Genomic DNA, 14468 nt, shown 5'->3' with positions numbered 1-14468 from the left:
CTTAAAACAAAATTTAAATTTACTGAATTATCTGCAGGCTTTTCCTGTGCCACTACATAATCTACCTTTAGAATCTTTACCACCTTTGCGATAACAATTCCATGAATCAATACAGACTTGAGCAGATGTTTCACGCTGATATGCACAAGCTCGCTCTAAAGTACCAAATATTCCAAGCATACGTTGATATAACTGTTGCATATTACTGCAAATTGACTTAGGTAAACCATTGCTCGTGCAGTGACATTGAGCGGATACTTTAAAGGAACTACAAAATGCTGGACTTGATGGTAAAGCTGCTCCAGGACAAGCTGCAAGTACATTTGTAGAATTAACCAAGGAAATTACAAAAATGCTTAAAGTTGCTATTTGTTTTAACATCATCGATCCTTAATGTAGTTAATAAAAATTTTTCTTAAATATCAAGCTCTTTAAATTTACTATTTAACTATACAAGCAACTGTATTGAAATGCCAATTTCAATATATTATTAAATTAACTTAAAAAATTTAATATTTACACGTGGCTTTACGAAAATAACTCTAATTTTCGAGCAAATCATCTTTTTGTTTATACCGCAAAATATAATCTTCTGCTAACTTTTTCGCTTGTTGTAACTGCTCAGACGTTAATTGTTTTTCTAATTCATCCCGATTCTTAATTGCATCTGTAAAGTCATTAGCTGCAGCTGTAGCAAACCATGCATACGCTTCTACTGGATTTGCAGAAATGCCAATGCCATCACGGCAAAATATACCTAATTTATTTTGCGCCTTACCTAAACCCTGCTCTGCCGATTTACGCATCCAAATAAGAGACAACTGTGTATCTTTACCAACACCATCACCATAGAAATACATGTCAGCTATATTGTATTGAGCATTCTCATCACCCTGCTCAGCACTTTTTTTATACCAAAAAAAAGCTTTTTCAAAATTGGCTGGCACGACATTACCTACATCATAAAAAGTACCTAACTGTAACTGAGCTTTAGCATGACCTTGTTCTGCCGCCTTTTGAAAAAAATCAAATGCTTTACTCTCATCTTTAGGCACGCCCTCACCATATTGATATAATAAACCAAGATTATATTGCGCGCGGGCATTACCTTGATTCGCAGCTTTGGTATACCACTCTAAGGCCTGCGCTAAGTCTTTGTTAACGCCTATGCCACTATCATACATATAACCTATTGCTAGCGCAGCTTCTGAATTGCCTGCTTGTGCTGATTGTTTATAGTAGGACATTGCCAAATTATAGTCTCGTGGCACACCATTCCCTTTTTCATACATATAGCCTAGGCTATAGAGTGCTTGGGGCTCATTTTTTTCAGCTGCCTTTTTGTACCATTCAAGCGCCTTTACATAACTTTCTGGTGACTTTTGATACCAGTAAAAATCAGCTAATAAAACTTGCGCCTTAACATTTCCTTGCTTGGCAGCAGCTAATAACCATAGTTCTGCTTTTTGCGGATTATAAGTAACTCCCTGATTATTATAATACATTTTACCTAATAAATATTGTGCCTTTGCATCGCCTTTCTCGGCTTGCTCAAATAAAAGAAGGTAAGCTTTTTCATAACGTTGTTGATTATATGCTTTTTCGCCTTCTTCAGTTGTGGCAAAAATTGGACTTAAAAACATAGTAAGTGAGAAGAACAAAAGAGAACGTTTAAGGTTCATAAGTGCCTTATATTGATTGTTTTAGTAAAATATAGGCAAAAAGATTTATTTTAGCTAACGAAGCTTAACCTATTAGACTTCTTCGGAAACTGTTAGTGAAGAGACAAGGTCTGTCGAAAAAAGGGAAAAAGTACCATGTCATGAAGTACATGAGCATTTTGAAAACCTTTTTCGGCTGAGATTAGCCCTCAATGGCAATTTTAGAAGAAGTCTATTAAATTAGAGTTATCTGACTCAGGCTGTCTTTTGCGAACTCTACGATAGATTTTCCCATCCTTACCATGGACGATTAAGGAAGTACCTTGGTTTTTGCTAATTTTTCTAGCAATTTCAGTAGCTAATTGTTGCGTTTTGATTTGCCTTCTAGTAGCACGAACAGTATTATCTTTAATGATATCCCATCCTACTTTACTATTAGGTAATACATGATGATAAGTTTTACTTCTTTTCATAACTTTTATAACTTAGACTTTAATTATCTTAATAATATTTGTTAAACCATTTAACTTAAGTCCTTGCACTTTTTGTGCTGGATACTTGTTAATTTTAGTACAAAACAATTAAATATATACCAATTTTTCTTAAAAATTAATTTAAATTTTCTAACTAAATTTTATTTAGGGCGCTACTATTTAAAAAAGGAAATTAACTTCTTGCCAAAGGAATGATGATGACAACATACAATATCGGTGTGATCGTTGGAAGCCTACGTAAAGGCTCCTGGAATCGGAAACTTGCTAATGTCTTGATATCCCTTGCACCTAAGACATTAAATTTAAAACTTATTGAAATAGATAAGCTTTCATTATTTAACCAAGACGAAGAAAGTAATCCGCCAAAGTCCTGGGTAGAATTTAAAAATCAAGTTAAAAATGTAGACGGCTTATTATTTGTTACACCAGAATATAATCGCTCAATTCCTGGTGCATTAAAGAATGCCCTTGATATCGCTTCTCGGCCCTATGGTCAGAGCGCTTGGGATGGCAAGCCAGGAGCTGTAATAAGTACTTCACCTGGCGCTGTTGGAGGCTTTGGCTCTAATCAACATTTAAGACAGTGTTTTGTTTTCTTAAATATACCTTGTATGCAGCAACCAGAAGCTTATATTGGTAACGTAGCAAAATTATTTGATGATAAAAATAATATTATCAATGAAGACACTAAAAAGTTCTTAAAAAATTTTATTGATACATTTGCTAAATGGGTGAAAACAAACGTTAAGCGTTAATGGATTACTATATTTAACTTTTACCTACACTGCTCTTAAAATAATAAATGTAAGTAGCCAAAAATAGGTAGTACTTAAATTTATTGATATAACATAATGCATCATGTCGGTTCTATTCTAACAGGGTGCTGTTAAATTTTCTTCGGGCACTTCAGTAGCTGTAGACAAAGCAGCAGGCGTAGTCAACTCGTCTACCTTTTCAATGCATGCATTAACGATTTCTTGCACTTTATCTTTATAATCGGTAAGTTCCTTTTCATTGGTGGGCAAGGGTAGATTAAGGGCTAACTTTTTTGCTTTTTGATAAAACCTATTATCATGGACTGAAAAAGTGTTTATATAAGAAAGAATTTCTAAAGGAAAGCTTCCAGCTTGCTTTTCTAAGTTTTTTTCCACTACCTCAACCTTATTTTTTTGCGTTATCATTGTACGGCCATGGTAATTAAAAAAACGAAAAAGTGGATTCGTGTTTGGCTTACTAATAATTTTTTTTAGCAGCTGTTCACGCACATTAGAAATTTTCTGAGCAAATTCTTGAGAAACAACTATTTCACTTAAGCTTTCCGGTAATAAATCAGTCATACGCGCTATAGCATCCGGATCATGACTATTAATAATAATAAGCTCTAATTTTCGACAATTATCTAAGGCAGTATAATGAATCTGATAAATATTAGCAGGAAGCGTAATTGTTCTTAAATTAATGCAGCGGGAGAATGCAAACATTCCAATTTTGGTGACACGGTCAGGTATCGTAATTGTTTTCAGATTATTGCAGCGGTAAAATGCATAACCTTCAATTTTAGTGACCTGCTCCGGTATCGTCAGGGTCTCTAGGCTTTCACAGTTAGCAAATGTATTCTGCTTAATCACCGTAATATTGGGTGACAGGTTGATATTTTTTAAGTTCCTGTTACCTTCAAACGCAGATGCACCAATCAAATTAATACTATTAGGTAATATAAGAGATTGTAAGGAATTGATAGAATTGGATGCGCTGTAAAAAAACTTAATCAAATTTCTGAGTAATTTGATTGGCTCAATATTATTGACATAATAAAATGGAAATGTAGACCCTATGGTGTCATTATTTCGGATGGTAAGTCTCTTTGAGTCCTGATCCATAAAAAATGCACTATGACTAATTTCAGTAATTCCTTCCGGCACGTTAAAAGAACCATCAGGCTGAATATCAATCTCATCAACTTTTTTTAATACACTTCCATTATTTTCTATTATCATTTTCTTTGTTACCTCTAAAACAAGTATCTAACAACCTCATTGACTATTGTTTTCATAATCAATAAACAGAATTTAGAAAGGCTTTTTTTTGATAAAGATCACTCATTTTAACTTATTAGCAAATATATGAAACAAATTGAGATCATAATTTCTTTATTTTTAGGGTTAAATCAGAGAAAAAATTTTGAATTGGCTTAGCAGAACTTTGTTAAACCACTTAAGTTGTTATGAAAGATTCATTATGATAAAAATACAATAGATAATTAAAATTTTTTTAATCTTATTGATCTTGTGTTTTTGAATTGATATTGTCGATATTTAATGTTTAATTTTCTTGGAGAAAACAATGGAATGTAAATGCAATGTATGTGGCATGAGCGTTAAAGGAATAGTATGTGGTAAATGTGATGAATCACTGGTAACTGATACAATAACATCCAAAGATAATAATCAAGTACAAGTAGCAAAATGTCCTAATGGATGCGGCAGAATTAAATCACCTACTTGCTGTGGCCAAGATATGCTTTGCTCTTAAATTTTAAAACCTTGAAGAATAAGATAGAAAAAAGTTAATACTAATAAATTTAAATAGGCGACTTATTGAACCGCCCATTTAAGCTAAGACATAAAAAATTGTGAAATAAGTTTTGCCACTGGGGCTGGATCATCCATATGGACATGATGTCCGCCCTGCACTTCATACACAGTTAACTTTTTTAAACATTTAGCCCTGCTTTGAAATATTTCTTTTGGGTAAGCAACGCCCTGCTTGGCCCGAATAAGACATACGGGTAAAGAAATAGCTTTCAATAGTTGCCTTAATTCATCCTCACCCGGCAGCGTTGAACTAACACAACGCAATCGTTGATCAAATGTCCAATGCCAACCATCTTTACTCCTTATAGTTCCTCGAGCAACTAACGCTTGTGCTGCTTGATAGCTTATATTACCAATCTTCATCCTATCTTGAATTGCTGTTTCCTGATCGGGAAAGCAAGTACGTTGCCGCGGATTATAAGATAAATAGGCTTCCACATCAGAATGAAAATAATTCATTCTTTGTTCACTAAAATTAATGGTTGGCCCTAAAATATCAAGAAAAGTTAATCGGCCTACTTGCTGTGGCTTGGCAACCGCTATAATAGCTGCTAGAAGTGAACCTAACGAGTGAGCAATAATATCAACTGATTTCCATCCTAACCTATTTAGAAGATGTAACATTAAATACGCATCGTTTTTCCAATTAGGCATGACCCCTTCTGGATAGGAACTGGAAAATCCTGTTCCTGGATAATCAACAGCAATAAATTGCCGCTCAGGAAATAAAGGTGCTAAGAAGTCAAAGCTTGCAGCATTATCCATTTTGCCATGCAAGCATAATACTGGATTTGGGCATGGAGCATTCCAAATTTTTAAGCCAATCCTAAAACCAGGAACATTGATACTTTTTTCTTCATAGATCATCTTGAAAAGTCTTGTTTTACAAACTAAATATAGTTTAATACAAAAATATGTCTGCAATAAGTAAGACTGTTTATAATAGCTTCCAAACTTAAATTACCCTGATGACTTTTTAGAATCGACACTTTTTAATATTTTCTCTATATACAATTGATTAAGGAATTTCATGTCTTACGATAAATCTGAAAGATCAGAGGGTAAAGATCTCAAGTTAGTAAGGCTAGCGCAAAATGCTGTATCAAGAAATTTAACGCCTTATGCAACCAGTCATTTATTGAAAAGCTTTGATAAAAGTAAACTACAACAGTTTTTATCTACTAAAATTTTTTTAAAAAAGAAATTTTACTGATGAAAATTACAAAAACATTGTAAAAGAATTTAAAGATAAATTTAATGATGAAATAATAGAAAAATACAGACAAGTAGTATGTCCAACAAAAGATTCTATTTTATACAACACAATTAATACAGAGCTAGACAAAGAAAGTAAATCCAGCAGAATTTAGACATTATTTTGTGTATGAGCGGGTGATGGGAATCGAACCCACGCTATCAGCTTGGGAAGCTGAAGTTCTACCATTGAACTACACCCGCATACCATTTAATAATTATAAGCTTATTAACTGGCATTTTGACATTTTAATAAACCATCAAGATTAGTTATTGCCTTTTCATCTTGTATTGTCAATAAGGTAACCCAAGCTGCAATAATTTGATGATAAGTAAAAATCCTTTTTAGCCATTGTTTTTGCTTTTCTTTTTGAGCTATTTTCTCGCTTAAAGCCTGTTGTCTTTGATCCAAAATTTTCCAATTAATTATTGCGTTGGCAAGCATAAAATTTTTATTATTCATAGCCCATTCATAAATAATGGTATTGCGATTTTTCTTATAAGCCATTAAGTCAGGATCATTTTGTTTTTCTGAAAGATATTGCAAATAATACATATCAAATTGATAAGGCTTAGTATATAAATTTTCTTTAATGATGGCTTGATAAAATTCTTTTTCAAAAACTTGCTGTTTACTAGTAAGAGGTGAATTGAGTGATTGATTAGCTATTTCCTGCCAAATGGGCATAATGATATGCAAAGTAAGATTCATCATGCCTTCCCACATAGCTACTAGTTCTTGACCTTGTTGTTCTAATTGTTCTTCTATTGCGTTTATTTTTTCTTCTTGTTCGTTTAAGGATAAATCAGCAAAGTCACGCGCTTCTGGCATTAATTGAATTATTTTATTCTCAGACGACTGAGCCATGTTAATAAAGTGTGCAAGAGCAGGATTTTTAATCGATAAAAGTCCTTTTTTATAATCTAAATAAATCGATTGAATTGCTTGATTGTCATAATTTTTAACACGGGATTTAAAATCCTTAGCCATAAACACTTTTGCCCATTGCAGCAAATAATAATCGGACGTAGTTAAAGGAATATCAACAGTCATGTCTTCAATTACTGCGTTTTGGTGCGCAGCAAACATGGTTTTAGCAGGATCTCTAATTTTTTTACCATCAATAACACTATGGCCTGTGTACCATTCAGTAAATGATCGTTCATAGCCTTGATAGGTAGCACCATTTGCGTCCGCTGTACAGCCACTGGCATAATGATCGTCAGTAGAAGCAGTAAAGCCACAAATTCTAGGGTTAGCGGTGGGATACCGCCCTTTTGTTGTAACAGATAACTGATGAAATCCCCCTGAATAACATTGAGACATCGCAAAAATTATGTATTGGCTAGGTATTAGCGCCAGAATGGAAGACAATTCATTTTTAGATAAACAGACTTTGTTAAAGTTATTTTGATTAATGAAATTATTAATAAACGGTTTTTGATAATGCCATAGATCAATACAATTGTTACCATAGGGATTACTATTTTTACTCTCTTGAAATTCGTGCGGCATACCATGATCACTAACGAAAAGAAGCAAATTATCCCTAGGGTTAATCTGTTGTATTTTAGATGATAAAAAGAAGGTATTAATATTATGTTTGTTAGCTTGTTGGTTATTGGCAATCATTCCTGTAAACATAACATCCTGTTTATCTCCTTGAGCATTAATAATCTTATGAACGTCAAAAGGCATAGGCTGGTTAGTTAAATTATTACCTCCACCAAAATATACAGTGACTGTTTGAGGAGTAAAGCGAGTCAGTAAATGTTCATATAGCGTTTTTGTTTGCAAGTATTGCGTATAATGATTTAATCCTGGATTATCACCGCCAGATAATACTAAAACCTGTTGATTTGCATAAAGAGGAGCAATACCTAGGAAAAACAAAATTATAATACTCTTGCGCATTTATTTGCTTTAATTTAGCCCATTTTAAGTAAATAATAGCCTGTTTTAGCCTTTATTACTAAGATTAATTTGCTTTAGCCCCTAAAGAGCAATATTTCTTTAATATTTGCCAATGACTTAACAAAAATTAAAAATTACTCAATTAAACTCTTTTCTCACACTAACCTCTCTTGGCTGATCCGCGGGATCCAATAGCATAGCTTCAACTTGGATTTCACGCACAAGTCGAGGAACGTAGTAGCAAATGTAGGTGGCTAAGCATTGAGCAGCCCAACAATCTCCTTCATAAACGTACATGGATGAAAAGCTTAACATAGGCGATTAAAACCGTAAGGCATAAGAGACTAGTCTAACGCTCGCTTAAATCCAAAATTACTTTATATAAACCGTAGATAACGCGGGCAAGACGAGGATAGTCGATAGTGTCCGGTAAATCAGACGCACGATGATAATTAGGATTACGAAATAAAGCAGTTCCAGTAACCATGATGCCTGGATAACCCTTTTGCCAAAAAGCCCATTGATCCGACCAACCAATACCCGTTACGCTACTTGGTGCAGCTAGGCCTTCTGAAGGAAAAGAACTATGTTTGCGAAATAAAGCAATCGTCCTTTGTAGTAAATTTCTTGAGGAAAAATTAGCTACAAAACCAATAAAATCAGCAGTATTAGGATAAAAATAGGAAAATGGAAACGGGTAATTTTGAGAGTGTTTTACAGTCGAATAATACCCTATACTCTCAAGGGAAAGCATAGCAACAACTTGAGTATTGTTTTCCTTTAAAGAATTAGCATAATAAAAGCTACCCATTTCATGGGTTTGAAAAAAAGGAGGCTCTTCGTTCACAAAAGCCACAAACCGTACTGTTTTGTTTATTTGATGATCTTTTAATAATCGCGCCAGCTCAAGTAGTGCAGCCACGCCGGAACCATTATCGTCGGCACCCGGTGAACCAAATACTGTATCATAATGGGCACCAATAATAATGACTTCATCTACCAGTTTTAAGCCTCTATGCTCAGCAATAATATTCCTAACTGGCTTATTTTGAGCCAAGTATTCCTGAGAATTTACCTGATAACCTAAACTTTTAAATTCTTTTTCAATGTAATCTGCAGCGGCAAGCAAACTACTTTCATGCCATAAATTTCGCTCACCAATATCTTTCGCAAGTACATGAATATGCTTTTTTGTTAACTTAGCAATCTCTGCTTCTAAAACTGTTAATGGTAGAAAAGGGCCACGATAAGATTTGCCTGGCATAGTTAACATATAAACTATCCCTAGTAATAAAAGTATACATATGATGATAATAAACCAAGGCCATCTATAATACCTTTTTAAGGGCATTTACCTTACCTAAGATTTATTAGAGTTTTTGACTAACCCGCGTCTCTTACTTTAATACAGCGTTGTAAACATTTCTAAGATCTCTATGCTATGCAAACTCCGCTCCTCGACACGTTTACGTCTTGCACTAAAGCAAAATTCACAAGTGAGGCAAGAACTCTATTCCTAAAAAGAAGCTTATCCAGTTAAGCGGGCTCGAATTCGCAACATCGCTTGGGTATGTATTTGACATACTCGAGATTCGCTTACTTCAAGCACTTCGCCAATTTCTTTTAAATTCAAATCTTGTTCATAGTATAAGGATAATACTAAACGTTCCTTTTCAGGCAAGCCTTTAATAATTTCTGTTAAATGCTGCTTTAAATCAGCTTGCATAACATGTGTGTGCGGTTCAGTAATACTATTATTATCTGATTTAAGCATATCATCGGTGACGCCTAAATCTTCAAAACCATATAACTGACTACCAGCTGCATCCCTTAACATATCATAATATTCATCTAGACTGATGTTTAATTCAGCCGCTACTTCATTATCTTTTGCTTCCCGTCCTAAACGATTCTCTACCGTTTTAACGGCCATCGCGATAACTCTAGCATTTCGGTAAACTGAGCGTGGAACCCAATCATTACGGCGAACCTCATCTAACATATGCCCACGAATACGTATACCTGCATAAGTTTCAAAAGAAGCACCTTTAGTAATATCATAATGCCTTGCTGCTTCTAAGAGCCCCATCATGCCAGCCTGGATTAGATCATCTAATTGAATAGAATGTGGCAACTTAGCCTGAAGGTGATGAGCAATGCGTTTTACTAATAACGCATAAGCTTTAATAAAAGTTTCTTGTTTTATTTGAGTAGCCTTGCCGTATGCTGCTAACGCATCCACGACTGTCTCCTTATTATCTTGATTCTCTGTTTGTAAGTACGCCCTAATCTTCTTTAAGAAAGCTAAATAATAAAAAACACTAATACTCTTTTGACACTAAACGTTCTAAGAAAAAACTGGTATTTCCTCCTAGGGCCTGTTTAAAAGGCCAACTTTCTATCGTAACAGCCATCTGATAAAAAGCCTTAGACGCACTACAGTTAGGATAAGCCATTAACACAGCCTGTTGCTTTTTTACTGCATCATGCATCCGTTCATCAAATGGGATAGCACCTAAATAATCCAGCCTTACATCTAAAAATTGCTCAGCCACTTGATAAAGTCGGTTAAAAAGTTCGCGCCCTTCTCGTAGGGTACGCACCATATTAGATAAAATCCTAAAATGAGACCAATTAAATCGTTTATTCATCACCTTAATCAAAGCATAAGCATCTGTTAAGGCTGTAGGCTCATCACATACAATAACAATAATTTCCTGAGAAGACCGAGCAAAACTTAAAACGGTATCGGAAATACCAGCAGCAGTATCAATTATCATGTAATCAAAATCATCTGTTAACTCACTAAAAGCATCAATAATACCCGCATGCTGTACTGCCGTAAGCTGAGTCATGTACTCTGTACCAGATGCAGCAGGAATCACAGAGATACCTTCAGGGCCAGTTAATATTATATCTGTTAAACGGCATGTACCCTGTATTACATGAGATAAATTATATTTAGCTGAAAGCCCTAACATGATATCAATATTAGCTAGACTTAAATCAGCATCAAAAAGTAATATTTTCTTTTTCTTTTGTGCTAAAGCCACTGCTAAATTTACCGAAACACTGCTTTTGCCTACCCCTCCTTTACCAGCTGAGACAGCAATAACTTTTACAGGTTTAAAATTAGACATATGATGAAAGCTCGTCTCACTTTTAGTTTCCTGCTTTCTTGTCATATAATCTCCCTTAAAACCAGCTCAGCTTCTTAAAACATTTCCTTTTATTTATAGAAAATTATGCACTATTCGTGCCAATAAGAATTCGTTACTTATGACCTTTTTCATAACATGCCTTACCAAGATTGGTAAGGCGCTTTGATTTGCTACGAATAGATGTAATTCGAATGCCCCAACCCATTTCAGATTTTTCTAATTCACCTTCTGCAATAATCTCGCCATTAACACATAACTCTAAAGGTTCATCAAAAAACTGGTCTAACTCAATAATATTTCCAGCCTTAAGCTTAATAAAATCATAAAGATTCATTTGCCTAGTGCCATATAAGACATCTATCGTTATAGGCACTTTTGCTATTTGCGTTAGTTCATCTTTGGTAGGTTTACTTTTATTAGAAGAAGATTGGGAAATACCTTTTCGTTTAGTCATAACTTAATCTATCAACTAATTTCAATGCACGTTTATCAATATATCTTTCAATTGTGGCTGTAAAAACAGGCGTTTTTGCAAGGTTGATAGTGACAGTAGGTGCCAGTTCCAACGGCAAAAAATCACCGATTTGCAAACCTAGGTACTCTTCAAGCGTTATTGTTTTATAAGTTAGCAAAACATTAATCATCAAATTTACTGCTGATAAATTTTTTTCTGATAAAGATTTTTTTGCTTCTTTAATTTTAGAAGATTTTGTTTCTTTTAGCTTAATTAATCGATTGCTAGATCTTGCAATACCCAGTAATGCATCAATTTCTTCTTGAGACAAAATACCTTTTCGGGCCATAACTGTCCTTAAATCTAACTATTAAATTAACCTATTGGCTTATTATTCTAATGATTGTTCCTTACATTTATCTTCTGCTTTAGCCTCACACTTTGGAATACATTCCATATCAGTCGATGTTAAACAGTTTGCATTTACACATTCATTTTTGTTATTTTGGATGCACATATCCATATTAAAATCTTGTGTATCTTCTACAACCGTTGGCTCATCAACAGCATAAGCAGCAACTGAAAAAAAAATCATAAAAGAACAAATTATTTTCCATAAATGATTCATAAATGCACCTTTTTGTCTTTGTTTTTAATTATAGATAATTTATTAGATAAACGTTTTACTTTATTAGCTATAATAGTTTAACCTTCAGAAAATTAAGCACTTAAATATTTATAGCACCACTATACTAGGAATGTAGATGCGCAGTAAAAAAATGCTTTTCTCAAACTTTACCCAAGCAGTGTCGTCAAACTCAGAATGTTATCGGCCCGAGCGGGAACCACAGCTAGCAGCGCTTTTTAACTATATTCAAAATACTGATAAAACCCTACTTGCTAGAGGAAAAGGTTTAAGCTATAGCGATTGTTGCCTTAATCAAAATGGTATTATTGTTGATACATCGCGGTTTAATCATTTTTTATCTTTTGATAAAGATAAAGAAACGATTGTTTGCCAGCCTGCAATTACTTTTGCAGACCTTCTTTCTGTACACCCTAGCTATATACCACCCGTTATTCCAGGTACGCTGCATGCTACCTTAGGTGGTGGTATTGCCAATGATGTTCATGGTAAAAATAATATTCACTTAGGAACCCTAGGCCAACATGTTCAATGGCTTGAGCTACAAATAGGGGAACAAACTTTTTATTGCAGTAATGAAGAAAATCAACAACTCTTTCAGGCAACCATTGGAGGGCTAGGATTAACAGGCGTTATTAAAAGGATGGCTATTAAAATGCGCCAAGCTAGCCGAACGATTAAAGTACAAATAAAAAAATATTATCACTGGGATAGCTTACTTAATCACATGGAAAATCAAGCCGAAAATAATGATTATATGGTTGCCTGGCTTGATTTTTTAAATGATAACCGTGCGCTGCTTACTTTTGGTAATCATTATCAAGAAGAAATTAGCCATAAAACACCTCTTATACTTACTGTACCTTCATTACCTTTACGTTTAATTACTCGACTAGGAATGAAAATCTATAATCAATATTATTTTCATCAAGCCAAAGAAATATCTGTACTTCAGTCTGTTAGCCAATTTAATAACCCCCTAGATTCCATTCAACATTGGAATCGCTTATATGGCAAACAAGGACTTTTACAATTTCAAGGGTTATTTAATCCAACTATAGCAATAGAATTATTAGCAGAATTACAAAAAATCATTAACCACTATCATGCCGTACCAACCTTAGCTGTATTAAAATATTTTAAGCGACCTGCAAGTGGCTTACTATCCTTTGTTGAACCAGGATTTACCTTAGCTATTGACTTTATTAATAATAAACAAGCCAAGTATGCAATAGAAAAAATGAATCAATTAATAACAGACGTAAAAGGAAAAATTTATTTGGCCAAAGATTTATTTCTTACTCGCGAACAATTTGAATCACAATATCCTAATCACCAATCATTTTGCCACATTTTAGGACAATACTCTCCACAAATGAGCTCTAACTTATCTTGTCGATTAGGACTTACTTTATGAGGCCAATAACATGGGTTATTTTAGGTGCAACGTCGATTATTGCTGAAGAATTTGCCCGCCTTGCAGGCCAACACAATCATTCTTTAGTATTAATAGGGCGAGATAAAGAACAACTGGCCATTATTACAGCTGATATACAACTTCGCTATCATGTTTCCTGCTCTTTTATTGTTTTCGATTTTACCAGCAATACTGAAGAACTTATTAAGATTTTACAGGAAAGCAAAGAAGAACTTGCTTTATTTATTGCGTATAGTGATATGGCTGATAATCAATCTCTTACTTTTTCAGCCATTAAAACACTCGTGACGACTAATATTACCAGCATAGCACAACTCATCTACGGCTATTTACAGAAAGAGCAAGTAGAACATCGAGTCATTTTTTTAAGCTCAGTAGCGGCTTGCCGCGGTAGAGCAAAAAACAGCTTGTATGGTGCGAGTAAAGCAGCCATTGAAGTTTTCTTACAAGGTTTACAACAAACCCCAAATAAAAATCGTCATATTACTATTGCTCGCCTTGGTTTCATTGATACAGCGCAAACATTTGGCATGCCAGGTATTTTTTATGCTTCACCCCCCAAAAAATGTGCCCAGGCCTGTTGGAATGCGTCCTATGCCAATAAATCTTTTATTTATCATCCACATTTTTGGCGTTATATTATGGCGATAATTACGCGACTGCCTTTTTTTATTTATCGAAAGCTTAAATTTTAATAAGTTAATTAAATTTAAAAATAAAATAAGTAGACTGGGTACAACGAAGTGAAACCGGGGTCCCGGGCCCAGGTTAATTAATAGCTATCGTAGGTTGGACTAAACGAAGTGCAGCCCAACAATTCAGGAAAATGCTACACGTCTTATCACGAAAAC

Annotated in this window: 17 protein-coding genes and 1 tRNA gene; 5 read left to right on the top strand and 13 right to left on the bottom strand. The window is 34.4% G+C overall.

The features are described from left to right. Positions 1-27 precede the first annotated feature (27 nt). From E1P04_RS02155 to E1P04_RS02145, 3 genes are all read right to left on the bottom strand, one after another. Positions 28-381, bottom strand: a complete 354-nt coding sequence (locus tag E1P04_RS02155; protein WP_165482653.1) for a hypothetical protein — start codon at positions 379-381, stop codon at positions 28-30. Positions 382-542: 161 nt separating this feature from the next. Beyond that, positions 543-1682 (bottom strand): SEL1-like repeat protein, encoded by a 1140-nt coding sequence (locus E1P04_RS02150; protein ID WP_131781289.1) that lies wholly within the window; start codon positions 1680-1682, stop codon positions 543-545. A gap of 200 nt (positions 1683-1882) precedes the next feature. Beyond that, positions 1883-2134, bottom strand: a complete 252-nt coding sequence (locus E1P04_RS02145) for a DUF2188 domain-containing protein (RefSeq protein WP_131781288.1) — start codon at positions 2132-2134, stop codon at positions 1883-1885. A gap of 218 nt (positions 2135-2352) precedes the next feature. Between E1P04_RS02145 and E1P04_RS02140 the strand changes: the two genes are divergently transcribed. Further along, entirely contained in the window at positions 2353-2910 is a 558-nt protein-coding gene (locus E1P04_RS02140) for an NADPH-dependent FMN reductase (RefSeq protein WP_282433088.1), read from the top strand. A gap of 117 nt (positions 2911-3027) precedes the next feature. Here the strand turns inward: E1P04_RS02140 and E1P04_RS02135 are convergent, their stop codons facing one another. Beyond that, a complete protein-coding gene (locus tag E1P04_RS02135; protein WP_131781287.1) occupies positions 3028-4152 on the bottom strand; it encodes a leucine-rich repeat domain-containing protein in 1125 nt (374 codons plus the stop codon). A gap of 346 nt (positions 4153-4498) precedes the next feature. On the opposite strand from E1P04_RS02135, the gene E1P04_RS02130 reads away from it, so the two are divergent. Then, entirely contained in the window at positions 4499-4687 is a 189-nt protein-coding gene (locus tag E1P04_RS02130) for a hypothetical protein (RefSeq protein ID WP_131781286.1), read from the top strand. Positions 4688-4770: 83 nt separating this feature from the next. Here E1P04_RS02130 and E1P04_RS02125 read toward each other — a convergent pair whose 3' ends face one another. Then, entirely contained in the window at positions 4771-5616 is an 846-nt protein-coding gene (locus tag E1P04_RS02125) for an alpha/beta fold hydrolase (RefSeq protein ID WP_131781285.1), read from the bottom strand. A 163-nt stretch (positions 5617-5779) separates the two neighbouring features. Between E1P04_RS02125 and E1P04_RS02120 the strand changes: the two genes are divergently transcribed. After that, on the top strand, positions 5780-5962 hold the full coding sequence (locus E1P04_RS02120) for a hypothetical protein (protein ID WP_131781284.1): 183 nt from the start codon (positions 5780-5782) through the stop codon (positions 5960-5962). Between the two features lie 174 nt (positions 5963-6136). Here the strand turns inward: E1P04_RS02120 and E1P04_RS02115 are convergent. From E1P04_RS02115 to E1P04_RS02080, 8 genes are all read right to left on the bottom strand, one after another. Beyond that, positions 6137-6207 (bottom strand) — tRNA-Gly (locus E1P04_RS02115). A gap of 25 nt (positions 6208-6232) precedes the next feature. Further along, the gene (locus E1P04_RS02110) at positions 6233-7918 is read right to left on the bottom strand and encodes a hypothetical protein (protein ID WP_131781283.1); all 1686 of its coding nucleotides are present in this window, start codon (positions 7916-7918) and stop codon (positions 6233-6235) included. 349 nt (positions 7919-8267) lie between these two features. Continuing rightward, a complete protein-coding gene (locus E1P04_RS02105) occupies positions 8268-9191 on the bottom strand; it encodes a M20/M25/M40 family metallo-hydrolase (protein ID WP_131781282.1) in 924 nt (307 codons plus the stop codon). Positions 9192-9446: 255 nt separating this feature from the next. Then, entirely contained in the window at positions 9447-10160 is a 714-nt protein-coding gene (locus tag E1P04_RS02100) for an RNA polymerase sigma factor FliA (protein ID WP_131781281.1), read from the bottom strand. Between the two features lie 79 nt (positions 10161-10239). Then, a complete protein-coding gene (locus E1P04_RS02095; RefSeq protein WP_427853042.1) occupies positions 10240-11103 on the bottom strand; it encodes a MinD/ParA family protein in 864 nt (287 codons plus the stop codon). A gap of 88 nt (positions 11104-11191) precedes the next feature. Then, positions 11192-11533 carry a FliM/FliN family flagellar motor switch protein gene (locus tag E1P04_RS02090; RefSeq protein WP_131781280.1) on the bottom strand — a complete coding sequence of 114 codons (342 nt, stop codon included), beginning with the start codon at positions 11531-11533 and terminating at the stop codon, positions 11192-11194. Further along, a complete protein-coding gene (locus E1P04_RS02085) occupies positions 11526-11882 on the bottom strand; it encodes a FliM/FliN family flagellar motor switch protein (RefSeq protein WP_131781279.1) in 357 nt (118 codons plus the stop codon). Before E1P04_RS02085 ends, E1P04_RS02090 begins: the two co-directional genes overlap by 8 nt. Positions 11883-11924: 42 nt before the next feature. Next, positions 11925-12128: a hypothetical protein gene (locus tag E1P04_RS02080; RefSeq protein ID WP_131781278.1), complete on the bottom strand. Its 204-nt coding sequence runs from the start codon at positions 12126-12128 to the stop codon at positions 11925-11927. 169 nt (positions 12129-12297) lie between these two features. Between E1P04_RS02080 and E1P04_RS02075 the strand changes: the two genes are divergently transcribed. Together E1P04_RS02075 and E1P04_RS02070 are read left to right on the top strand one after the other, a co-directional pair. After that, positions 12298-13596 (top strand): FAD-binding oxidoreductase, encoded by a 1299-nt coding sequence (locus E1P04_RS02075; RefSeq protein WP_131781277.1) that lies wholly within the window; start codon positions 12298-12300, stop codon positions 13594-13596. Further along, entirely contained in the window at positions 13593-14312 is a 720-nt protein-coding gene (locus E1P04_RS02070; RefSeq protein ID WP_131781276.1) for an SDR family NAD(P)-dependent oxidoreductase, read from the top strand. Before E1P04_RS02075 ends, E1P04_RS02070 begins: the two co-directional genes overlap by 4 nt. The last annotated feature ends 156 nt before the right edge of the window (positions 14313-14468 follow it).

It is taken from the genome of Legionella gresilensis (assembly GCF_900639865.1).
Classification (GTDB): Bacteria; Pseudomonadota; Gammaproteobacteria; order Legionellales; family Legionellaceae; genus Legionella_C; species Legionella_C gresilensis.
This window is presented reverse-complemented; position numbering and strand designations above follow the sequence as displayed.